Source organism: Pseudomonas sp. CYM-20-01, assembly GCF_023169845.1.
GTDB lineage: Bacteria > Pseudomonadota > Gammaproteobacteria > Pseudomonadales > Pseudomonadaceae > Aquipseudomonas > Aquipseudomonas azotoformans.
The window spans coordinates 4,163,816-4,184,308 of record NZ_AP025169.1 but is presented as its reverse complement, the minus strand read 5'-3'; the positions used below and the strand labels follow the sequence as shown (position 1 = coordinate 4,184,308).

At 58.2% G+C, this 20,493-nt stretch carries 21 protein-coding genes, 1 tRNA gene and 1 pseudogene; 17 read left to right on the top strand and 6 right to left on the bottom strand.

Annotated elements, in window-relative coordinates; genetic code table 11:
• Positions 1-8: 8 nt before the first annotated feature.
• Complete coding sequence (locus tag M2497_RS18690; protein WP_016977342.1) at positions 9-680, bottom strand: Bax inhibitor-1/YccA family protein; 672 nt, start codon at positions 678-680, stop codon at positions 9-11.
• A gap of 152 nt (positions 681-832) precedes the next feature.
• Between M2497_RS18690 and M2497_RS18685 the strand changes: the two genes are divergently transcribed.
• Positions 833-923: transfer RNA gene (locus M2497_RS18685), tRNA-Ser, on the top strand.
• A 279-nt stretch (positions 924-1,202) separates the two neighbouring features.
• On the opposite strand, the gene M2497_RS18680 is transcribed toward M2497_RS18685, so the two are convergent.
• Positions 1,203-1,403: a hypothetical protein gene (locus tag M2497_RS18680; protein ID WP_248482253.1), complete on the bottom strand. Its 201-nt coding sequence runs from the start codon at positions 1,401-1,403 to the stop codon at positions 1,203-1,205.
• Between the two features lie 217 nt (positions 1,404-1,620).
• On the opposite strand from M2497_RS18680, the gene M2497_RS18675 reads away from it, so the two are divergent.
• Positions 1,621-1,971 carry a hypothetical protein gene (locus M2497_RS18675; protein WP_248482251.1) on the top strand — a complete coding sequence of 117 codons (351 nt, stop codon included), beginning with the start codon at positions 1,621-1,623 and terminating at the stop codon, positions 1,969-1,971.
• Between the two features lie 68 nt (positions 1,972-2,039).
• Here M2497_RS18675 and M2497_RS18670 read toward each other — a convergent pair whose 3' ends face one another.
• Positions 2,040-2,486, bottom strand: coding sequence for a hypothetical protein (locus M2497_RS18670; RefSeq protein WP_248482250.1), 447 nt, complete (start codon positions 2,484-2,486; stop codon positions 2,040-2,042).
• 76 nt (positions 2,487-2,562) lie between these two features.
• Between M2497_RS18670 and M2497_RS18665 the strand changes: the two are divergent.
• Together M2497_RS18665 and M2497_RS18660 are read left to right on the top strand one after the other, a co-directional pair.
• Positions 2,563-2,784, top strand: a pseudogene (locus M2497_RS18665) (hypothetical protein); the annotation flags it as partial.
• A gap of 206 nt (positions 2,785-2,990) precedes the next feature.
• Positions 2,991-3,491 carry a hypothetical protein gene (locus M2497_RS18660; RefSeq protein ID WP_248482248.1) on the top strand — a complete coding sequence of 167 codons (501 nt, stop codon included), beginning with the start codon at positions 2,991-2,993 and terminating at the stop codon, positions 3,489-3,491.
• 146 nt (positions 3,492-3,637) lie between these two features.
• Here M2497_RS18660 and M2497_RS18655 read toward each other — a convergent pair whose 3' ends face one another.
• On the bottom strand, positions 3,638-4,501 hold the full coding sequence (locus M2497_RS18655) for a GGDEF domain-containing protein (protein ID WP_058424031.1): 864 nt from the start codon (positions 4,499-4,501) through the stop codon (positions 3,638-3,640).
• Between the two features lie 181 nt (positions 4,502-4,682).
• Between M2497_RS18655 and M2497_RS18650 the strand changes: the two genes are divergently transcribed.
• The 4 genes from M2497_RS18650 (at position 4,683) to M2497_RS18635 (ending at position 6,742) form a co-directional block, all read left to right on the top strand.
• Positions 4,683-4,844, top strand: a complete 162-nt coding sequence (locus M2497_RS18650) for a hypothetical protein (protein ID WP_179030221.1) — start codon at positions 4,683-4,685, stop codon at positions 4,842-4,844.
• A gap of 5 nt (positions 4,845-4,849) precedes the next feature.
• Positions 4,850-5,167, top strand: coding sequence for a hypothetical protein (locus tag M2497_RS18645; RefSeq protein WP_071493343.1), 318 nt, complete (start codon positions 4,850-4,852; stop codon positions 5,165-5,167).
• A 419-nt stretch (positions 5,168-5,586) separates the two neighbouring features.
• Positions 5,587-6,336, top strand: a complete 750-nt coding sequence (locus tag M2497_RS18640) for a hypothetical protein (RefSeq protein ID WP_248482246.1) — start codon at positions 5,587-5,589, stop codon at positions 6,334-6,336.
• A 136-nt stretch (positions 6,337-6,472) separates the two neighbouring features.
• Positions 6,473-6,742, top strand: coding sequence for a hypothetical protein (locus tag M2497_RS18635; RefSeq protein ID WP_248482244.1), 270 nt, complete (start codon positions 6,473-6,475; stop codon positions 6,740-6,742).
• Between the two features lie 34 nt (positions 6,743-6,776).
• On the opposite strand, the gene M2497_RS18630 is transcribed toward M2497_RS18635, so the two are convergent.
• The gene (locus tag M2497_RS18630; RefSeq protein WP_248482242.1) at positions 6,777-7,757 is read right to left on the bottom strand and encodes a hypothetical protein; all 981 of its coding nucleotides are present in this window, start codon (positions 7,755-7,757) and stop codon (positions 6,777-6,779) included.
• A gap of 817 nt (positions 7,758-8,574) precedes the next feature.
• On the opposite strand from M2497_RS18630, the gene M2497_RS18625 reads away from it, so the two are divergent.
• From M2497_RS18625 to M2497_RS18615, 3 genes are all read left to right on the top strand, one after another.
• On the top strand, positions 8,575-10,686 hold the full coding sequence (locus tag M2497_RS18625) for a TonB-dependent receptor (RefSeq protein WP_248482240.1): 2,112 nt from the start codon (positions 8,575-8,577) through the stop codon (positions 10,684-10,686).
• 81 nt (positions 10,687-10,767) lie between these two features.
• Positions 10,768-11,310 (top strand): sigma-70 family RNA polymerase sigma factor, encoded by a 543-nt coding sequence (locus tag M2497_RS18620; protein ID WP_248482238.1) that lies wholly within the window; start codon positions 10,768-10,770, stop codon positions 11,308-11,310.
• Positions 11,307-12,239, top strand: coding sequence for a FecR family protein (locus M2497_RS18615; protein ID WP_248482236.1), 933 nt, complete (start codon positions 11,307-11,309; stop codon positions 12,237-12,239). Before M2497_RS18620 ends, M2497_RS18615 begins: the two co-directional genes overlap by 4 nt.
• On the opposite strand, the gene M2497_RS18610 is transcribed toward M2497_RS18615, so the two are convergent.
• Positions 12,236-14,053: a sigma-54-dependent Fis family transcriptional regulator gene (locus M2497_RS18610; protein ID WP_248482234.1), complete on the bottom strand. Its 1,818-nt coding sequence runs from the start codon at positions 14,051-14,053 to the stop codon at positions 12,236-12,238. The two genes, M2497_RS18615 and M2497_RS18610, sit on opposite strands and share 4 nt — an antisense overlap.
• 305 nt (positions 14,054-14,358) lie before the next feature.
• On the opposite strand from M2497_RS18610, the gene M2497_RS18605 reads away from it, so the two are divergent.
• Genes M2497_RS18605 through M2497_RS18580 form a run of 6 tightly spaced genes read left to right on the top strand, consistent with a single transcriptional unit; the run spans position 14,359 to position 20,297 of the window.
• Positions 14,359-15,453, top strand: a complete 1,095-nt coding sequence (locus M2497_RS18605; RefSeq protein ID WP_248482232.1) for an ABC transporter ATP-binding protein — start codon at positions 14,359-14,361, stop codon at positions 15,451-15,453.
• A complete protein-coding gene (locus M2497_RS18600; RefSeq protein ID WP_248482230.1) occupies positions 15,453-16,550 on the top strand; it encodes an ABC transporter ATP-binding protein in 1,098 nt (365 codons plus the stop codon). Before M2497_RS18605 ends, M2497_RS18600 begins: the two co-directional genes overlap by 1 nt.
• Entirely contained in the window at positions 16,547-17,413 is an 867-nt protein-coding gene (locus M2497_RS18595) for a sugar ABC transporter permease (protein WP_010209674.1), read from the top strand. The genes M2497_RS18600 and M2497_RS18595 overlap by 4 nt, the downstream gene beginning before the upstream one ends.
• 10 nt (positions 17,414-17,423) lie before the next feature.
• A complete protein-coding gene (locus M2497_RS18590) occupies positions 17,424-18,239 on the top strand; it encodes a carbohydrate ABC transporter permease (RefSeq protein ID WP_065933878.1) in 816 nt (271 codons plus the stop codon).
• A gap of 10 nt (positions 18,240-18,249) precedes the next feature.
• The gene (locus M2497_RS18585; protein WP_003232363.1) at positions 18,250-18,522 is read left to right on the top strand and encodes a DUF2160 domain-containing protein; all 273 of its coding nucleotides are present in this window, start codon (positions 18,250-18,252) and stop codon (positions 18,520-18,522) included.
• Positions 18,523-18,554: 32 nt separating this feature from the next.
• Positions 18,555-20,297: an ABC transporter substrate-binding protein gene (locus tag M2497_RS18580; protein ID WP_248482228.1), complete on the top strand. Its 1,743-nt coding sequence runs from the start codon at positions 18,555-18,557 to the stop codon at positions 20,295-20,297.
• Positions 20,298-20,493: the final 196 nt, after the last annotated feature.

Below are 20,493 nucleotides of genomic sequence, written 5' to 3'. Positions count from 1 at the left end.
GCCAGTAATCAGTCGTCGCGGCTCATGATGCCGAAGATCTGCAACAGGCTGATGAACAGGTTGTAGATCGACACATACAGGCTGATGGTCGCCATGATGTAGTTACGCTCACCACCGTGGATGATCGCGCTGGTCTGGAACAGGATGCACACCGAGGAGAACAGCACGAAACCTGCGCTGATCGCCAGTTGCAGCCCGCTGATCTGGAAGAACATGCTCGCAACCACAGCCGCCAGCAACACGAAGAAACCAGCGGTGATGAAGCCGCCCAGGAAGCTCATGTCCTTGCGGGTGATCAGCACGTAGGCCGACAGACCACCAAACACCAGCGCCGTCATGGCAAACGCCGAGCTGACCACTTCCGCGCCGCCGGCCATGCCGAGGTAACGGTTGAGGATCGGGCCGAGGATAAAGCCCATGAAGCCGGTCAGGGCAAATGCCGACACCAGGCCCCACGCAGAGTCGCGCAGTTTGTTGGTGAGGAAGAACAGGCCATAGAAGCCGATCAGCACCACAAAGATATTCGGGTAGCCGACGCGCATCTGCTGGGCCACGAACGCCATCACGCCGCTGAATGCGAGGGTAAGGGCGAGCAGGCCATAGGTGTTGCGCAACACGCGGCTGACTTCAAGCTGCTCAGCCTGCGCGTTACCATTCACTGCGTAATTCTGTTCGCGCATGGCGACACTCCTTCAGTTTTGAAACGTTCAGTCGCAAAGATCATAACAGACGCTCTGTAACAAGCTATGGCGAGAGTTTGACAGTGTGTTTCATTCGGGTATTATGGCGCCCGCTGAGACGGGATAGGCTACTATAATCCTGTGATGCACAAGGGAAATTGGCAGAGTGGTTGAATGCACCGGTCTTGAAAACCGGCGGACGTTAATAGCGTCTCCAGGGTTCGAATCCCTGGTTTCCCGCCAAGATTCAAACAAAAGCCCCGCACTAGCGGGGCTTTTGTGTTTCTGGGGTTTGGGTAGGTAACGCCGGTTTTTGATAGGCGTTCCGAAACTTTGCCTATTTTGATGGTTTGGCAGTGGCGCCAATCCTTCTGTAAACCCGTTGGTGATCTCCTGCTCGCTGTGTCCCTGGAGTAGGCTGGCGTCGCCGATATCGATGATTTCCGATACCACCTTGGGTCTTGCCGCTATAGCGGCTGACGTTGAAGGGGAGGGATAAAAGGAAAGCGCATGAGTGAGACGCTAATTCCAGCGAACGTCGAGTTCTGAAATTTGTTGCTGCAGCTGCTCTATGCGCTCAAACCAAGAATCGAAACCATTGGATTCGTCCTGCACCATGAACAGGTAATAACCACCCGTTTCACCTGCGCGGTCATCCTGAATTTCTATTGTCCAACCAGCGTATTCGCCAGTTAAAACCGTTCCAGTGCGGATGATCTGCATGTGTTGGTCTGAATCCAGTGAAGGCTTGCAAGGGCAATAGTACTTTTTTACATCAGCTTGGGAGATGTTGGTACCGCAGCATACTTCCTTGCCACCAGTTCATGGGCACTCGCAACCATGATGCAGAGTGGTGACCACGCCCGCGGTCCTGAATACCCGCTATCAAGCTGATGCGTTATTCTTCGGGAAATTTAGCAGTGCCTGATAGGTCATTTCCATGCTGCGATTCGAAGCTTTCAGTAATGGGCAGCCTATCGGTTGGTCCGATTTAGAGCTCGGCGATCCGCCCATGGGGGTGGCGTTCGGCGTATTTGTTCCTGCTCCTGGATATTCCATTATCCAGGAGCAAGTCAGAGCCTTTGCTCAGCGTGATCAGAGACATTTTAATTTTACAGTGCGTATTGTGGGCGGAGAGGCGATTCGGGCTGCCGGTGTGTGCATTGCGGACTACTCGTTTGATTGCGGGGAAGACGCAATAGAGTTGAGCGTTCTAGGAATCGAGTATCCACCATACGGTGATGTCTTTCCTGAGCACGTCGCGGCCTATAACCAGCAGTGGGGAGCGTAAGCCGCTTCGGGCTACTGAAGACTGTGTAGATTTAGGTGTGCCGCAGGTGAGTGCGGCACGGGTGGTTGTCACATGCCACCAAACAGTATCTTAGCGCTGACCAATTTCTGGCCGTTGACCGTGAGAGTGCAAAAGCTCTCAGGTATTGTCCTGCCAGGCTCAGTCTTCATAGGTTCGCATTTCAGAACTCCCTTCTTGTCGCCGAATGGTAGTTCAAACCCCGCAAGCGTCTTGCTGAATTCCAAAGTGTATTGCTGCCCATAGCCCATTCTTGCGATTACGGTTGGCTCGCCGTCGCTCAGGAATCCGGACGTAGGAAACGCGCATAATGTGCCTTCCACTCGCTTCCCGTCGATGATGTTTGCGTCTGTGTAGCAGGCGATTTGGCTGCGTTTGGTTGCTATCCCACCGGGGCCCAGGTTGGTCCACGTTGCTTGAGGGCCCACGGTGCATCCGTTGAGCGACGCAGCGCCCAAAAGGCATACGAAGAGTGAGCCGGCTTTGACGAATGACATGAGTATCAGCGTCCTTACTTTTTGAAGTCGCCATGAATACCGGCAATGCGCCACTATTTCAAGCTCAAGGTAACTTATGGACAGGCCATACCCTCCATCGTCACAGCTTGAGCTGTCCGGCCTATCCGACTTCGGCATTCGCCTAACCCCGGCTCTCGAAGTATGGGAATGACTCCAAGCCGAGATCCTCACCGACACCGGCAGTATTCACAACGAAGACCATGCCCAATTACCGGGTGCAGGCATCCGAGTGATGTGGGCGTCGTCGAACTTAGAGAAGCAAAGCCGCACAGTCATTATCCCATTGGGTTTGTGCACTTCCCGCCAAGCTTTTCCTCGTCATCTCTTTGATTTTTTACTACTATTGCTCACCTGCGCACTCAAGGAAGAGCGGCTGAGCGCCTTGAGTCTGGTAGAAAATGTACGCTCTATCATTGATTGAGTGATGACTTTTACCCAGAACCTAACGACTCAGCCAACCCCAAATACCTCTTGGTGAAACCGATGAATAAAATGTGTGGCATCGTTGTAGTGGTAGGTCTTGCTCTCTCGGGATGCGCTACGAAAACTCCAGAAAAACCTAAAGAGACTCCCCCTCCAGCCGTCGTCCATGAGGCACCCGCTGAAGCCGCACCTTCGACACCACCAGAAAATTTCACTGTACGGTATGAGGCTGCACCTGCGAACCCACGTCCTGTAGCCCCAATCCATGTCTCCCAGGAGGCAGCTCAGGAAGAGTCTGAAACAAACTTGAACCAGAATCGCGCTGAGCAATGCCGTAAAGAGCTGGATGTTCTAAGGGTGTACAACAAAGCGTCGTACGATAAATACGAGGCGCAATACCAGGCCATTGCTGCCAAGACCGCTAAGTACATGGAAGTCAAAGACTCGTTGGGTCCTGATTTGAACTACATGGTCATGCCGGCTTATCAATTTCAAATTCGTGAGTTCTGCTTCCGGGTCAAGACTCGTTTGACGGAGCTTGTGCTTCGCCAAGCCAAATAATGATTCCACGTTGGGATGAATCTTTTGCCAGTTGAAACTTCTGAAAAGATGTTCGTTTCTGGTTGATTATCCCATGACTACACAAGCCAATGCCCCGACACGTCGGGGCATTGGCTTTTAATCGGCGCGCGCGGTGTTGATCGGTCTCAATCCGTCGCAAACCGCTGCCTTTTCACCCGGTACATATCCCCATCCGCGTGACTCAACAGCGTGTCGGCATCCAGCCCGTTCCGTGGATAGAAGGCCACGCCGATACTGCAGGACGGCATTTTCACCCCGCCAAACTCCGGCCCCAGCGGCTCGGCCATTACCGCGAGCAAGTGCGCGACCTTGCCGGTCACCGCATCCTGTGAGGGGATGTCGGTCATCAGTACGGTGAATTCATCCCCGCCCATCCGGGCCACCAGGTCGCTTTCGCGTACGCAGCGCTCCAGTCGTCGTGCAATCACGCACAGCAGGCGGTCGCCCATGGCGTGGCCATGCACATCGTTGATGCCCTTGAAATCATTAATGTCCAGGAACAGCAGCGCCAGGGGCTGGTTGTGAAGCCGTGCGGTATGCAAGGCGTCATCCAGCCGGGCATTGAACAGCGAACGGTTGGTGAGGGCTGTCAGCGGGTCATGGTGGGCGAGGAAGCGCAGCTCCTCTTCGGCCTGGGTGAGTGCGGTCACGTCCCGTGCGACACCGATGCGCGCGCCCACTTCTTCGGACCAGAACGCCGCCCACAGGATGTGCACGACGCTGCCATCTTTGCGGATATAACGATTACGGAAGTCGACATGGGGTTGGCCGTTCATGACCCGGACAATGGAGGCTCGGGTGCGTGCCAGGTCGTCAGGATGCATGTAGTGGGTGATGGGTGTGCCCACCAGTTCATCGGCGCTGTAGCCGAGCAGTGCCTCACAGGCATCGCTCACGAACACAATCTGGTTGTCGCCGTCGACGACGAAGACTGTATCCAGCATCAGGTGGATCAGTTTGGGATAGAGGGCTTCCAGGTCAACGGGCATGGGCAGTCAGCCTTCTGGTTCATAGGGGGCGATCATAGCCTGAACAGGCCGAGTGTCGACTAGGCGTCTTGTGAATTTTGGATGCCCTGCGCAGGTTGTTCAAAGCGCTTGACCAAACGTATGATCAGGCCGGGCGTCCTCTACGGTCGCTGGGATTCACCCCCTTTTCAAGGACACGAGCATGCAAAAGCACTTCGGTAATTCAGGCCTGTTCAAGGCTGCTTCGTATCGCTGCAACGAAAACCTCGGCAACGGCATCGCCCGCTGGGAGTTGAAAAACAGTGCGTTGAATACGAAGGAGTTTTTGATATGTCCAAAGAACTACTCGGAGTTTCTGCTCTAGGGTTGATGGTCGTTGGTGAGTTTTGTGCAATCTACAGCGAGGTAATCACCGCCAGGCTGGCTCAGGCCGGCGACGGTTCATGGCAGGCGTTCATCATGCCGGTGGTGGTCATGTGTTTTGCCGGGCTGTGTCTGCTGGGGGCTTACTGGCTGGGGTATCGTGCGGTCGGTGATATCTGGGTGGTGACAGTCGTATCCATCACCTCGTTATTGCTGCTGGAGCCTGTGGTGATCTGGGCGCTGTTCCATGAAGTACCCGGGCGGGGTGCCCTGATCGGGTTTTGCCTGGGGGCTCTAGGCATGCTGGCCACGGTCTTGTTGTAGTTGCACGTTCTGGCCCGGCCAATGGGGGCGGGCCAGTTGCTGAGGAGGTTGCAGACAATACCTCCCAGCGCCGCAACCACGGCTGAATTTGACACCGGTGACACGTTTTCAGCAAAAAAGCTGAGCCACCGAAAGCAGGCAAATCATCTGAACAACCATTTGCGCCCGAATTGGATGTTTCATTGCCGTCACCTCCTATACAGCTGCTTATGAGCAAATGCGCCAACAACACACGCCGCTGTTGCCTTCAGTATAGGCCCTGAAACGAATCCTTCACGATTGCGCCGATTCACCTGCCCGGTGGTCTCTGCTTACAACTATCTGCCGGGGTCCACTGCACTTTTTTAGATTTCTCCGCTCTATCCTTGTCCCAGCCCTGCCGATTTCCCGTGTGGGCAGATGAATCAGATCGGGTGCCGATGGATCGCACGTTTCTTCGTTTCAACCTTCCGCGCTGTTGCCAGCCCTTGCTGCTGGCCGCCGTGTTGATGCTCTGCGCTGGCGGTTGCAGCCAGCAACAGGGGCGGGATATCGCCAAGCAGTTCAGCAACGGCAAGCCCGATGAGTTCTTCCAGACCAGTGTCGACCGCATGGCCACGCTTGGCATGCGCGACAACCTGCAAAGCCTGTATCTGCTGATGAGCAAGCTCTACCTGCGTAACCCTAGCCAATGGCGTCAGTCGGGCTATCCGGATGCGGTCACCGCTGCGCGCGAGATCCGCCAGGCCATCGAGCAGCGGCGATCGCTGCCGGCCCTGGGTGATCGGCGTGACCTGGCGGCGCTGAGTTATTCCCTGAGTGCGGAGTTCAAAGGCGACCGCGTCGGCGCATTTATCTACGCCATCGGCAGCATGATCGTGACCGCCCACGGTGGGCGCACCGAGTTCTACATCACCGATTCGATCAACCCGCAGTTCGTCAGCAACGCCGCACGCAACATCGAGAAGGCCACCTGGCTGCTGAGCAAGCGCCAGGATGCCAATGGCGTGCTGCTGTTGTTCTCCAACGAGATATCGGAGGAGGGCAGCAACCTCAGCTTCGCGGTGGAGTTCGGCAAAATCGTTGCGCGACTCGACTTGCTGACCCAGATGCTTGACGAACGCTACCGGCGCATCGGTCTCAATTACGCGCAGAGCCTATTGCTGATGAACTTTCTGCCGGTGCAATAAAGCCTGGCTTCCTTTGATGATTGGTACGGTGTTTCCCTTTCTTCTGTAGGAAGTGACCTATCTTGCCTCCTGATGCTTGAAACACCCTCAAGCCATCAATAGCCTCGGATTTTTCCGAAAGCTTGAGGCCTCTACCATGGGTAAGCAAAAAACGGTTTGGCCCACTGATCGCGAAATACGTTTGCGTTTTATCCTTTTTGCCGTGATCGATGCGGCGAGTGTCCAAGGCGTTTGCGCCGAATTGTTACTGGCGGCACACAAGCTGCTGCGTGACTCGCCAACCGAGGCGCAATTACTCGACGCGGTGGGCGAGATTCTGGCCGCTGATGAAATGTTCGGTTTCCGCCTTCCGCCAGGGTCGGAAGCAGAGGAGCTGATGCGAGCATTGGGCCAAACTGGAAAGTAGGCCTAGCGGGCGGATGTCAACAGGTCAGGTTACGTTATGTTTGAGCATAAAGTTCTGGCAGTGAGGCAATAAGCGATACAACGTGTCGGTAGCTGTGCTGCATACCTAGGAAGTGAGACATTGATTTCAGGTTTTCGGATGTGACTTTTTCGAGCATTGATCGATCCATGACAAGTTCTTGTGTTGTAGGCCATATCAAGACCATTTTTTTGTTGCGTTTGTTGGCATCCACTATTATTGGATAACTGGACGTTTCATGGCTAAGAATGTGCAACACCAAGGTGCCGAGCATTATCGCTGTTGATCGAACATTAATCGGATGTGCCTGTGTCGGTTTGGCCTTGAGCAAAACCGTTGTCCTATGCCTGATTTCCACTTGACCGTCTTCACAGTAGCCCAGCCAAATCCTCGTGTTAGGTGGCGGGGTCTTGTGCTGGAACACATGATGCGTGTGTCGTTCTGAATACCCTGAAGTGTTGACTTCAGTGAGGTCCCATTTTATCGCCAGTAAAATGGCCCACGTACTGAGGGCTCGTTGGTCATCCATCGATAAGGTGGTGAGCGATTGACGATGTAGTTTTTCATAGAGGGACATCATTTCTGTCTCTAATCTACTCATCCATTGGTTATTGCAAGTTGTACAAACTTTCTTGGTCTGAGTACTCAATACCGAGTTGCTGGTGTTTTTTGGGAAAACTTCTGTTGATGCACCCCCAATAGGTTGTTTTGTGACCAGTGTGCGATGGTAGCTTTTATCGTCGCTTCCCCGTTCGATGGGTATGAACTGCCTTAACCAACGGGGGAAAATGTGCTCGTTTGAGGTTTTATTACCTTTGCAAAATATGCACGTATTTCTGAATTGCTGTTTCTTTTCGCTCATTTGACGTTCGCTTGCCCTACTCGGTTTGAAAGCCGGTTTTTCGCCTGTCCATGCTCGGCCGTTGCTCGCGGGTGGTTCACGAGGTGTAACAGAACGGGTTAAACGCAGGGCGTATAGATAGCGGCTAATGGCCATATTTTCAAGCCACGCCCAATGGCAGGGGCTCTTTCAGCTACAGTTGACGTTACTGTGCTGCAGTTTGGCTTTCACAGTATTTCGATCAATGAACGGAGACGTTTCCAATGAAGAAATTACTGATAGGCGCACTTGCAGTAGTGTTTTCAACGATGGCCAGCGCGGTTACGACTGCGGTCCGCCAAGACCAGTCCGGATTGGACGTGTTTGCGACCAATACGGACGATAAGCCCCATACTTGTCATATCAGCTTCAGATTTTTCACAGAAAACAGCCCAGGAGGCCAAAGCGTCAACGTACAGGCGACTGCCTTACCTGGGATACAAAACCAAGTGATACATTCGACGCGGGGAGGTTGGTCGCAATTTCGAACAGACAGCGACCCCAAAGTGATCTGTATGTGAGCTGCTGAAAAAATCTATGCGTTTTCGGGAGGTTGAAATCGCAAACCTCCCAGGCTTAAAAGCCATCCCTCTCAAGGTCTTTGAAAAACCGGCCATATCTGGCTGATACCCTCCCATTAAAGACGAACACTGCATCGGTGGCGAGCGGGCTTGTCCCGCGTTGGGTTGCGAAGCGACCCTGGAAGGAAGAATGCGGTGAGTCAGGCACTCTTCGGCTGCTGGTTTTGGGGCTGCTTCGCAGCCCAACGCGGGACAAGCGCGCTCGCCACTTCCTACTGCTCTGCCACCATCCTGCAGAGAATAGTCTCGGTCCGACGTTGGTGTAGGAAGGGTCTGGTCCGTTAATAAGGAGTGACCTGGCGGGCGCCCCTGTCTTCCCACCACGTGCCCCCCGAATTCCAAGGACCTGCCCGATGCTGCTGCGCCAACCTCCGCTCCTGTTTGCCGCCCTGACCTTAAGCTCACTGGTGCACGCCGAAGACCTGCAATTGGCCCCGGTCGAAGTCACCAGCAGCCAAGCCAGCGACTTTGAAGTTGCCCAGGCGCAGCTCAAGAGCGTGCCCGGCGCCACCAACTATATCGACATGAACAGCGTGCAGCAGGGAAGGGTGAGCACCAACGAAGACGTGTTCAAGTACCAGGCTGGGGTGTATGCCAAGGCGGCCAACAATGAAGGGGTGAAACTCTCGATTCGCGGCTCGGGCCTGAACCGTAGTCCCGGTTCCCATGCTTCCGGCTTGTATGAAATGTTCGATGGCCTGCCACTCACCGGCCCCGGCGGCACGCCCTATGAGCTGAAAGACCCGCTGTGGCAAAGCCGGGTCGAAGTGCTGCGCGGCGCCAACGGTTTTGATCAGGGTGCGCTGGCCTTGGGCGGCGCGGTCAACTACGTGACCCGCACGGGCTATGACGCGCCCAAGCTGCAACTGCGTTACGAAGCGGGCAGCAAAGGTTATGCCCAGCGCGAGATCAGTTCGGGCCAGGTACTGGGGGATGCCGACTACTACATCAGCCTCACCGATTCCGAATCCGACGGCTACCAGCGCCAGAGCGCCGCCACCGGCAAGGGCGTGGCCGCCAACTTCGGCTACCGCTTCAACCCGGACCTGGAAACCCGCTTCTACTTCCGTTACCGCGAAACCACCAACGACACCCCAGGCAAGCTCACGCGCAGCCAGATCAGCCACGACCCGCGCGCGGCCAACAGCCTCAACGCCGCCCGCGATTCCAAGCGCCTGCAACCGGGCTCCACCTGGATCGCCAACAAGACCACCCTGCAGTTGGACGACAACGCCCGGGTCGAAGTCGGGCTGGCCTACCACGACTACCCGATGGACCTGCGCGAAGGCACCAACCGCCTTAAAGTCGCCTACACGGATATCAGCAGCACCCTCAATTACATCCGCCAGGACACGCTGTTTGGCCATGACAGCACAACCACCGTCGGCCTGCGTACCACCCAGGCGATGCCCAACAATGGCGCTTCGGAATACGTGCGCACACCCGCCGGCAATACCGCCGGCTACACCCCAGGTACCAAGACTCGCGACTACAGCTACCTGGGTTCCGACACCGTGCTGCATATCGGCAACGACCTGGAACTGGTGCCTGACCTGTGGCTGACCACCGGCCTGGCGGCGATCTACACCCGTCGCGAAACCCAGGTCACCTACCCTGAAGGCCAGGCGCCGCTCAGCCAGCACGACTGGGACTACGCACCACGCATCGGCCTGCGCTATGACTTCACCCCGCAATTGCAGGTGTACGGCAACCTGAGCCGCTCGGTCGAGCCGCCGCATGCGTGGTCGATGATCTGGGGTTCCAACAAATACTTTACCGGTGGTCCAGCCAAAGGCCTGGCACGGGAGGGCGTGAGCCTGAAAAACCAGACCGCCACCACTCTGGAGATCGGCGGGCGCGGTGAGGCCTGGCTCGGCCAATGGGACCTGGCCCTGTACCGCTCCGAAGTGCGCCACGAACTGCTCACCGTTGAAACCCAGGCGCAAACCTCCACCAGCAATGCCATCGTCGCCGAGTCCAACGCCAGCCCCACGGTGCACCAGGGTGTGGAACTGAGCCTGCTCAGCCCACTGTGGGACGGCGGCCGCAACGGCCAGCTTGCCCTGCGCCAGGCCTACACCTTCAGTGACTTTCACTACCGTGACGATGACCGCTTCGGCGACAACACCTTGCCGGGCATCCCCAAGCACTACTACCAGGCACAAGTGCGCTACAGCCATCCGACGGGTTTCTACACCAGCCTCAACACCGAGTATTCCTCGCGGGTGGCGGTGGACTACGCCAATTCCTACTATGCCGCGTCCTACACCGTTCTCGGCGCCACGTTCGGCTACGACGCGCCCAAGCAGGACTGGCAAGCCTGGGTCGACCTGCGCAACCTGGCCAACCGTCGTTACGCCAATACCGTGACGCCGGGTTATGACGACAAGGGGTTGGATGTAGCGCGCTCTACGCCGGCGGATGGTCGTGGCATCTATACCGGCGTGTCCTGGAGTTGGCGTTAAAGACAGGCCCTTGCCCCAGGCAGGTTTTACTGGCATTGTTCGCGCAATTGGTAACTCTTACCATTTGAGATCTTTTTGCGCATGCATGACATTCCGGCCGCGCTGGGCGACTCTGTTCGCCAGCAGACCCTCACGGCGATGTACAGCGAGCACCACGGCTGGTTGCACGGCTGGCTGCGCAAAAAACTCGGGTGTTCCCAGTATGCTGCCGACCTGGCCCATGACGCATTCATCCGCGTATTGATGCTGGCCGAACCGCAGGCGATCAAGGAACCCCGCGCTTTCCTCGCCACCACGGCTGGACGCTTGTTGATCGACGGCGCCCGTCGCCGCCGTATCGAAAAAGCCTACATGGAAGCCCTGCTGATCCAGTGCGAAGACGCCGGCATGCCCGACCCGGCCGCGATTCATGTGGCGCTGCAAGCCCTGGAGCGCATCGCCGAGATGCTCGCCGGCTTGCCTGCCAAAGCCCGTGAAGCGTTCCTGTTGAGCCGCCTCGACGGGCTGACCTACAGCGAAATCGCCCTGCGCCTGGACGTTTCCTCCAGTACCGTCAAAAACTATATTTCCAGTGCCCTGGTGCATTGCTACCACAGCCTGCACCCGGCAGACCCATTGGCATGAGTTCCGAGCAGATCATCCAACAAGCCGCGCAGTGGCTGACTCGCCTGCACGACGAAGGCGTGACCGACGCCGACCGCCAGGCGTTCAACGCCTGGCGCCAGGCCGACCCGCGCCACGCCGTGGCCATCGAGCGCATGAGTGCGTTATGGGGCAGCCTCGATGCCGTGCCCGCCAAGCCCGCGCGCATGGCCCTGAACCGCGCCTTCACATCGCGACGCCCGCGTGGCGCGCAGGTGATGGGCGTGCTCGGCCTGGTTTTATGCGGCTGGCTGGGCCTGCAACACCTGCCGGTGTGGATGGCCGACCAGCGTACCGGTGTCGGTGAGCGTCGACAGATCGCCCTCGAAGACGGTAGCCAGTTGCAGCTCAACAGCAACTCGGCAGTGGATGTGAAGTTCGACGGCCATCAACGGGTGATCGAACTGCTGCAAGGCGAGCTCTGGGTCGAGGTGGCGAAGGATGCGCAGCGGCCGTTCGTGGTTCGCACCGACCAGGGCACGGCCACTGCGCTGGGCACGCGTTATCTGGTCAAGCGCGCGGAGGACGGCACCACGCTGGTCACGGTGATCGAATCCACGGTAGCGGTCAAAGGTGAAAGCAACGAAGGAGTCAAGGTCACGGCCGGCCAGCGCTCGGTGCTCGACCACGGTCGTGCCCAGCCGCCGCAAGCCATCGGCGACAGCGACCCCGACGCCTGGACCCGGGGCCTGCTCAAGGTCAACGACCAACCCCTGAGCGAAGTCCTGCAAACCCTCGCCAGCTATCGCCACGGCATGCTGCGCTTCGACCCCCAGGCCCTGCAAAACCTGCGGGTATCCGGGGTGTTCAAGCTGGACGACACGGCGGCGGCGTTGTCGTCGCTGGCCGATAACCTGCCGATTCAGGTGGAGTACTTCACCGATCTGCTGGTGGTGGTCAAGCCGCGCTAGTTTTCGTTCTGGCGCAGGCGTTTGTAGAGAGTATTGCGGCTCACCCCCAGCTCCCGCGCCAGGTGGGAGATGTTGCCGCCGGCGGCCTTCAAGCGCTGGTTCAGGTCGATGCTGTCATCCAGGTACTCACTGGTGGGCAGTGGCGCGGTAACTTTCAGATCCACGAAGAAATCATCCGGCAGATGCTCGGCACGGATCGGCTGTTCCTCGGCCATGGCCAGCGCCACCTGCAACACACTGCTCACCTGGCGCAAATTCCCCGGCCACGGGTGCTGCTCGAACAGCGCCAGCACTTCGGCGCTCAGGCCCGCCCATTGAGTCGGCTCGCGGTGCTGCTGCCACAGTTGCTGGAACAGCGCCTGTTTATCGGTGCGCTCGCGTAACGGCGGCAGCTCCAGGGTCAGGCCGCCGATGCGGTAGTACAGATCCTCACGGAAACGCCCGGCCTGCACCAACTCCCGCAGTGCACGGTTGGTGGCCGAGATGATGCGCAGATCCACCGGGAACAATTCGCTGCTGCCCACCGGTTGCACGCAACGCTCCTGCAACACCCGCAGCAAGCGGGCCTGGGTGGGCAGCGGCATATCACCGATCTCGTCGAGAAACAGCGTGCCCTTGTCGGCCTTGCGGATCAGGCCGATGCTGCCCTTCTGGTTGGCGCCGGTGAATGCACCTTTTTCGTAGCCGAACAGCTCAGATTCCACCAGCTCGGCGGGAATCGCCGCGCAGTTCACCGCGATAAACGCCTTATGGCTGCGCGAGCTGGCTTGGTGCAGGGCTTTGACGAACACCTCCTTGCCCACGCCGGTTTCACCATGGATCAGCAGCGGGATGTCCTTCTCCAGCAGGCGCTCGGCCTGGCGCACGGCTTTCTCCACGCGCGCGTCGCCGAAGTGCAAGGTCTTGAGGCCAATCGGCGCAGGCTTCGATGGCGCCGGCGCGGTGAACACGCGCGCTTGCACCGGCGTCTGCTTGGGCCGCTTCAACAAGCATTGGAAGCGGTTGCGTCCCGCCGCTTGCAGGGAGAAGGGCAGGCCTTCCGGCTGGTTCAACAGTTCCAGCAACGACACCTTGAACAGGCTGTCGATCATCACCCGCGACAGGCTGATGCCCAGCAGGTTGTCGGCACGCCGATTGGCCGAGAGCACCTGGCCGCTCTCATCAAAGATCAACAGGCCGGCCCACTGGCTGTCGAGGTTGCTCAGCCCGGTATTGAAGGTCAGTTGGAAGTGTTCGCCGCGAAACAGGTTGAGGATCAGCCGGTTCTCCACGGTCTGGCTCATCATCTTGACCATGCCCAGGGTGTGGGAGGGCGGCAGGTAACTGTCGCTGGACACATCCAGCACCGCGATGATCTCGCGCTGGGCATCGAAGATCGGTGCCGCCGAGCCCGTCATGAAACGGTTGGCCTTCAGGAAGTGTTCATCGTGTTCGATATGCACCGCCTGGGCGCAGGCCAACGCAGTGCCGATGGCATTGGTGCCGCTGGCGCGCTCCATCCAGCTGGCTCCCGGGTTGAAACCACGGGCCAGCTTCGGCTCGATAAAGCGCTGGGTGCCCCAACTGGTCAGCACCTGGCCTTGGTTGTCGGCCAGCATGATCAGGCAGTTGGAATTGCTCAGGATGTTCTCGTAGTAGGGCAGCACTTCCTGGTGGGTGGTCTGCACCAGCGAGTGCTGGCTCTCCAGCAATTGGCTGATGCCCTCGGCAGGGAGTTGATCGAAGCTGGGCGTGCTCTGGTGGTCCAGGCCAAAGGCGCGGCAACGGCGCCAGGATTCCTGGATAAGGGTGTCGTGAGCCAGTGGGTCGGCCATGGGGTGACCTTCGTTTTTATTGTTATGGGGTCTTGCACTATTTAACGATTGGAACCGGGTCAATGTGGGAGGGGCGGTGCGACGATTCGACTTGCCCCCTCCCACATTTGTCCTGCGTTAGTCATGAGAGTGTTGTTCAGAACTGTTCATTGTCAACCCTCGAATTGTTCAGTTGTTCAGTCAGATTGTTCACTCCCGAACATCCCATTTACGCCATTCCCTTGCACATCAACCACTTGCCGTTTTGGCACGAAACTCGCTCTGACACCTCGCCAGATTCATTCCAATAATAAAAAGGTCGTGTCATGTCATTGACCCTGGAACATGTCTCCCGCGTCGTCGAAGGCCAGACCTGGATCGACGACGCCAACCTGCGTTTCGAAGCCGGTTCCTTCAACGTATTGCTCGGTCGCACGCTGTCCGGCAAGACCAGCCTGATGCGCCTGATGGCCGGCCTGGACAAGCCCGACAGCGGCCGCATCCTGATGAACGGCGTGGATGTCACGCAAAAGCCGGTGCGCCTGCGCAACGTGTCGATGGTGTATCAGCAGTTCATCAATTACCCGACCATGACCGTGTTCGAAAACATCGCCTCGCCCTTGCGCGAGGCCGGTGTGTCCAACGAACTGATCCAGAGCAAAGTGCTGGAAACCGCAAAAATGCTGCGCATTGAGAAATTCCTCCAGCGTCACCCGCTGGAACTCTCCGGTGGCCAGCAGCAGCGCACGGCCATGGCGCGCGCGCTGGTCAAGGATGCCGAGCTGATTCTGTTTGATGAGCCGCTGGTAAACCTGGACTACAAACTGCGCGAAGAGCTGCGTCAGGAAATGCGCGAACTGTTCGCAGCGCGCCACACCATCGCCATCTACGCCACCACCGAGCCCAACGAAGCCCTGGCCCTCGGCGGCACCACCACCATCCTGCACGAAGGCCGGGTGATCCAGAGCGGCAAGGCGGCCGAGGTGTATCACCAGCCGCAGACCGTCTTGGCCGCTGAGCTGTTTTCCGAGCCGCCGATCAACCTGATGCCGGGGCGTATCAGTGGCAACGAGGTGAGCTTCGCCAATTTCGTGCACTTCCCGCTGAACGTCGACCTGCGTCCCATCGGCGAAGGCGAGTTCCGGTTCGGCGTACGCCCCAGCCATATCAGCCTGGTGCCGAGCAACGATGACGACCTGGAACTGGCGGTCACCGTGGAAGTCGCGGAGATCAGCGGTTCGGAAACCTTCCTGCATGTGCGCAGCGAGCACTTCCTGCTGGTGCTGCACCTGCCGGGGGTGCACGAATACGACGTCGACGCGCCGATCCGCGTGTATATCCCCACCCATAAACTGTTTGTGTTCGATGGCCAGGGCCGGTTGGTCCAGGCCCCCGGGCGCCGTGTCGCGAGGGTTGCCTGATGGCCGAGATCCATTTGCAGAACCTGGCGCACAGCTACAGCCCTGCGCCGAAAGGGCCTGAGGACTACGCCATCCGGGCAATGAATCACGTGTGGGAGCAGGGCGGGGCCTACGCCTTGCTCGGGCCGTCGGGCTGCGGCAAGTCGACCTTGCTCAATATCATCTCCGGCCTGCTCAGCCCCTCCGAAGGCCAGGTGCTGTTCGACACCCAAGTGGTCAACGACCTCACCCCGGAAAAACGCAATATCGCCCAGGTGTTTCAGTTCCCGGTGGTGTACGACACCATGACGGTGTTCGATAACCTGGCATTCCCACTGCGTAACCAGGGCATGGCCGAGGCGAAAATTCACAGCAAGGTGCAGGAAATTGCCGAAGTCCTCGACCTGCAAAACCTGCTGACCAAAAAGGCGCGCAACCTCACCGCCGACGAAAAACAGAAAGTCTCCATGGGCCGGGGCCTGGTGCGCGACGACGTGTCGGCGATCCTGTTCGATGAACCGCTGACGGTGATTGACCCGCACCTCAAGTGGAAACTGCGGCGCAAGCTCAAGCAGATCCATGAGCAATTCAACATCACCATGGTCTATGTGACCCACGATCAACTGGAGGCCTCGACCTTTGCCGACAAGATCGCAGTGATGTACGGCGGCCAGATCGTGCAGTTCGGTACGCCGCGTGACCTGTTCGAACGGCCCAGCCATACCTTTGTCGGCTATTTCATCGGCAGCCCTGGGATGAATCTGATCGAGGTGCAGGCTGAGGCGGGCGGGGTGCGCTTTGCTGGCACCCATCTGCCCTTGTCCGAGGCCGTGCAGCAACGCATTGCCACGACCGACTACAAGAAATTGCAGGTCGGTATCCGCCCGGAATTCATCCATGTCTGGGACGAGTACAACCCTGACGCCCTGCAGGCCGATGTCACTCACCTCGAAGACCTCGGCACCTACAAGATCATCACTCTCAACCTCGATGGCGCGCTGCTAAAAGTGCGCCTGGCCGAAGACAAGCCGGTGCCTGAGGGCAAGGCGTCCATCAGCTTTCCGGCGCAATGGCTGATGGTGTATGCCGACGACTACCTGCTGGAGGTGCAGCCATGAACAAGGTGCAGAACAACAAGGCCTGGTGGCTGGTGTTGCCGGTGTTCCTGCTGGTGGCGTTCAGTGCGGTGATCCCGATGATGACCGTGGTCAATTACTCGGTGCAGGACATCTTCGACCAGTCCAGCCGCTACTTCGTCGGTGCCGACTGGTACAAGCAGGTGCTGCTCGACCCGCGCCTGCATGACTCGCTGCTGCGTCAGTTCATCTACTCGGCCTGTGTGCTGCTGATCGAAATCCCGCTGGGCATCGCCATCGCCCTGACCATGCCGACCAAGGGCCGCTGGTCGTCGCTGGTGCTGATCATCCTGGCCATTCCGCTGCTGATCCCGTGGAACGTGGTGGGCACCATCTGGCAGATCTTCGGTCGCGCCGATATCGGCCTGCTGGGTTACAGCCTCAACGCCCTGGGCATCAGTTACAACTACGCCGCCAACACCATGGACGCCTGGGTCACGGTGTTGGTCATGGACGTCTGGCACTGGACCTCACTGGTGGCGCTGCTCTGCTATTCGGGGTTGCGGGCGATTCCGGACGTGTACTACCAGGCCGCGCGGATCGATCGTGCATCGCCCTGGGCGGTGTTCCGACATATCCAGTTGCCGAAGATGAAAAGCGTGCTGCTGATCGCGGTGATGTTGCGGTTCATGGACAGTTTCATGATCTACACCGAGCCGTTCGTGCTTACGGGCGGTGGACCGGGTAACGCCACTACCTTCTTGAGTCAGACGCTGACCCAGATGGCCGTAGGCCAATTCGACCTGGGCCCGGCCGCAGCGTTTTCCCTGGTGTACTTCCTGATCATCCTGTTGGTGTCCTGGCTGTTCTACACCGCCATGACCCACTCCGACGCCAACCGCTGAGGCCGCCAACATGAGCAAACGTCTTACGTTTATGAAGAAAGTGATCCCGCTGCTGGTCTACATCCTGTTCCTGCTGGTGCCGATCTACTGGCTGCTGAACATGTCCTTCAAGAGCAACACCGAAATCCTCGGCGGGCTGACGCTGTTTCCGCAGGACTTCACCCTGGCCAACTACAAGGTGATCTTCACTGACCCGAGCTGGTACACCGGTTACCTCAACTCGCTGTACTACGTGAGCCTGAACACGGTGATTTCCCTGAGTGTGGCGCTGCCGGCGGCCTATGCGTTTTCGCGTTATCGGTTCCTGGGCGACAAGCACCTGTTCTTCTGGCTGCTGACCAACCGCATGGCGCCACCGGCGGTGTTTTTGCTGCCGTTCTTCCAGCTGTACTCGTCGATAGGGCTGTTCGACACGCACATCGCAGTAGCCCTGGCCCACTGCCTGTTCAACGTGCCGTTGGCGGTGTGGATCCTGGAGGGGTTCATGTCCGGCGTGCCCAAGGAAATCGACGAAACCGCCTACATCGACGGCTACTCGTTTCCGAAGTTTTTCGTGAAGATTTTTATCCCGTTGATTGGCTCCGGCATCGGCGTGACGGCGTTTTTCTGCTTCATGTTTTCCTGGGTCGAACTGCTGCTGGCGCGCACCCTGACCTCGGTCAACGCCAAGCCGATTGCGGCAGTCATGACGCGCACGGTGTCGGCGTCGGGTATCGATTGGGGCGTGCTGGCGGCGGCGGGGGTGTTGACTATCCTTCCGGGCATGCTGGTGATCTGGTTTGTTCGCAACCACGTGGCCAAGGGCTTTGCCCTGGGCCGGGTCTGAGGAGTCGATGATGGAATGGATGGCCTGGACCACCCCCACCGCGCTGTTCTTTGGCGGCATAGCCCTGATCCTTGCGGGCATGACCACTTGGGAACTGCGCTCGCCGAGCATCCCCCGGCGGGGCTTTTTGCCGATCAGCACCACCCGTGGTGATCGTTTGTTTATCGGTCTTCTCGGCAGCGCCTACCTGCATTTGCTGGTGATCGGCGTTACCGACTGGAGCATCTGGGTAGCGTCCGCGCTCTCCCTGGTATGGCTGTTGAGTGTGATGCGTTGGGGCTAGTGCCCTTATGAATAAACAACCAGGAGGTCTCTATGTTGAATAAGAACAATAAGCTGCGACATAGCATTTCATTGGCCGCCGTACTGGCTATGAGCGGTTTGAGCGCTTCGGCCTGGGCCGATGCGTACGAAGATGCTGCGAAAAAATGGATCGGCAGCGAGTTCAAACCGTCCACCCTCACGGCCGATCAGCAACTGGAGGAATTGAAGTGGTTTATCAAGGCCGCCGAACCGTTCCGTGGGATGAAGATCAACGTGGTGTCGGAAACCCTCACCACCCACGAGTACGAGTCCAAGGTGCTGGCCAAGGCCTTCACGGAAATCACCGGGATCAAGCTGACCCACGACCTGTTGCAGGAAGGCGACGTGGTGGAGAAGCTGCAAACCCAGATGCAGTCCGACAAAAACATCTACGACGGCTGGGTCAACGACTCGGACCTGATCGGTACGCACTTTCGCTACGGCAAGACTGAATCCATCACCGACCTGATGGCCAACGAAGGCAAGGACTTCACCTCGCCGACCCTGGATATCAAGGACTTTATCGGTATCTCCTTCACCACCGCGCCGGACGGCAAGATCTACCAGTTGCCCGACCAGCAGTTCGCCAACCTCTATTGGTTTCGCGCCGACTGGTTCGAGCGTCCGGAGCTGAAAGCCAAGTTCAAGGAAAAATACGGCTATGACCTCGGCGTGCCGGTGAACTGGTCGGCCTATGAAGACATTGCCAAGTTCTTCAGCGAAGACGTCAAGGAAATCGACGGCAAACGTGTCTACGGCCACATGGACTACGGCAAGAAAGACCCGTCCCTGGGCTGGCGCTTCACCGATGCCTGGTTCTCCATGGCCGGTGGCGGCGACAAGGGCTTGCCCAACGGCTTGCCGGTGGACGAGTGGGGCATTCGTGTGGAGGACTGCCACCCGGTGGGCTCTAGCGTCACCCGTGGCGGCGACACCAACGGCCCGGCCGCCGTGTTTGCCACACAGAAATACGTGGATTGGATGAAAGCCTACGCGCCACCGGAAGCCGCGGGCATGACCTTCTCCGAGTCCGGCCCGGTGCCGTCCCAGGGCAACATCGCCCAGCAGATCTTCTGGTACACCGCGTTTACCGCCGATATGACCAAACCGGGCCTGCCGGTGGTGAATGCCGACGGCACGCCGAAATGGCGCATGGCGCCGTCGCCTGTGGGACCTTACTGGGAAAAGGGCATGAAGAAGGGCTATCAGGACGTAGGCTCCTGGACCTTCCTCAAGTCGACACCTGAGAAACAGAAACTCGCGGCCTGGCTCTACGCGCAGTTTGTGACCTCGAAAACCGTCTCGCTGAAGAAAACCATCGTCGGCCTGACGCCGATCCGTGAATCCGACATCAACTCCCAGGCCATGACCGACATGGCGCCGAAACTCGGTGGCCTGGTGGAGTTCTACCGCAGCCCGGCCCGTGTCGAGTGGACCCCGACCGGCACCAATGTGCCGGACTACCCACGCCTGGCACAACTGTGGTGGAGCAACATCGCCGCCGCAGCCAGCGGCGAGAAAACCCCGCAGCAAGCGCTGGACAACCTGGCCAAGGAACAGGACGCGATCATGACGCGCCTGGAACGCTCCAAGGTGCAACCAGTGTGCGGCCCGAAAATGAACCCCGAGCGTGATGCGCAGTACTGGTTCGACCAGCCGGGCGCGCCGAAGCCGAAACTGGCCAACGAGAAGCCGAAGGGTGAGACCGTGGGCTATAACGACCTGCTCAAGCAGTGGGAGGCGGCGCGCAAGTAATTGCGCCTTGGGAAAACGCAGAACAGCGCGATTTGCGTGCTGTTTTGCGGTCCTTGGTTGCAGATAATCTTTTGGTTAGCTTAACGCGATGGGACGATTAGGTTCAGAGGAAAAGGGCATACGTCACGCCCCAAAGTTATGACCTTTAGCGTAAATATATAGGCTGTATATTTCAATTTGATCTGCCGAGCTGTCA

Coding starts and splice junctions, on each gene's coding strand:
- M2497_RS18655 (WP_058424031.1), bottom strand. CDS start 4,501: ATGCCCGTTGACCTGGAAGCCCTCTATCCCAAACTGATCCACCTGATG.
- M2497_RS18675 (WP_248482251.1), top strand. CDS start 1,621: ATGCTGCGATTCGAAGCTTTCAGTAATGGGCAGCCTATCGGTTGGTCC.
- M2497_RS18620 (WP_248482238.1), top strand. CDS start 10,768: ATGCATGACATTCCGGCCGCGCTGGGCGACTCTGTTCGCCAGCAGACC.
- M2497_RS18585 (WP_003232363.1), top strand. CDS start 18,250: ATGGAATGGATGGCCTGGACCACCCCCACCGCGCTGTTCTTTGGCGGC.
- M2497_RS18590 (WP_065933878.1), top strand. CDS start 17,424: ATGAGCAAACGTCTTACGTTTATGAAGAAAGTGATCCCGCTGCTGGTC.
- M2497_RS18670 (WP_248482250.1), bottom strand. CDS start 2,486: ATGTCATTCGTCAAAGCCGGCTCACTCTTCGTATGCCTTTTGGGCGCT.
- M2497_RS18690 (WP_016977342.1), bottom strand. CDS start 680: ATGCGCGAACAGAATTACGCAGTGAATGGTAACGCGCAGGCTGAGCAG.
- M2497_RS18625 (WP_248482240.1), top strand. CDS start 8,575: ATGCTGCTGCGCCAACCTCCGCTCCTGTTTGCCGCCCTGACCTTAAGC.
- M2497_RS18605 (WP_248482232.1), top strand. CDS start 14,359: ATGTCATTGACCCTGGAACATGTCTCCCGCGTCGTCGAAGGCCAGACC.
- M2497_RS18600 (WP_248482230.1), top strand. CDS start 15,453: ATGGCCGAGATCCATTTGCAGAACCTGGCGCACAGCTACAGCCCTGCG.
- M2497_RS18660 (WP_248482248.1), top strand. CDS start 2,991: ATGAATAAAATGTGTGGCATCGTTGTAGTGGTAGGTCTTGCTCTCTCG.
- M2497_RS18595 (WP_010209674.1), top strand. CDS start 16,547: ATGAACAAGGTGCAGAACAACAAGGCCTGGTGGCTGGTGTTGCCGGTG.
- M2497_RS18635 (WP_248482244.1), top strand. CDS start 6,473: ATGGGTAAGCAAAAAACGGTTTGGCCCACTGATCGCGAAATACGTTTG.
- M2497_RS18610 (WP_248482234.1), bottom strand. CDS start 14,053: ATGGCCGACCCACTGGCTCACGACACCCTTATCCAGGAATCCTGGCGC.
- M2497_RS18645 (WP_071493343.1), top strand. CDS start 4,850: ATGGTCGTTGGTGAGTTTTGTGCAATCTACAGCGAGGTAATCACCGCC.
- M2497_RS18580 (WP_248482228.1), top strand. CDS start 18,555: ATGTTGAATAAGAACAATAAGCTGCGACATAGCATTTCATTGGCCGCC.
- M2497_RS18615 (WP_248482236.1), top strand. CDS start 11,307: ATGAGTTCCGAGCAGATCATCCAACAAGCCGCGCAGTGGCTGACTCGC.
- M2497_RS18630 (WP_248482242.1), bottom strand. CDS start 7,757: ATGGCCATTAGCCGCTATCTATACGCCCTGCGTTTAACCCGTTCTGTT.
- M2497_RS18680 (WP_248482253.1), bottom strand. CDS start 1,403: ATGCAGATCATCCGCACTGGAACGGTTTTAACTGGCGAATACGCTGGT.
- M2497_RS18650 (WP_179030221.1), top strand. CDS start 4,683: ATGCAAAAGCACTTCGGTAATTCAGGCCTGTTCAAGGCTGCTTCGTAT.
- M2497_RS18640 (WP_248482246.1), top strand. CDS start 5,587: ATGGATCGCACGTTTCTTCGTTTCAACCTTCCGCGCTGTTGCCAGCCC.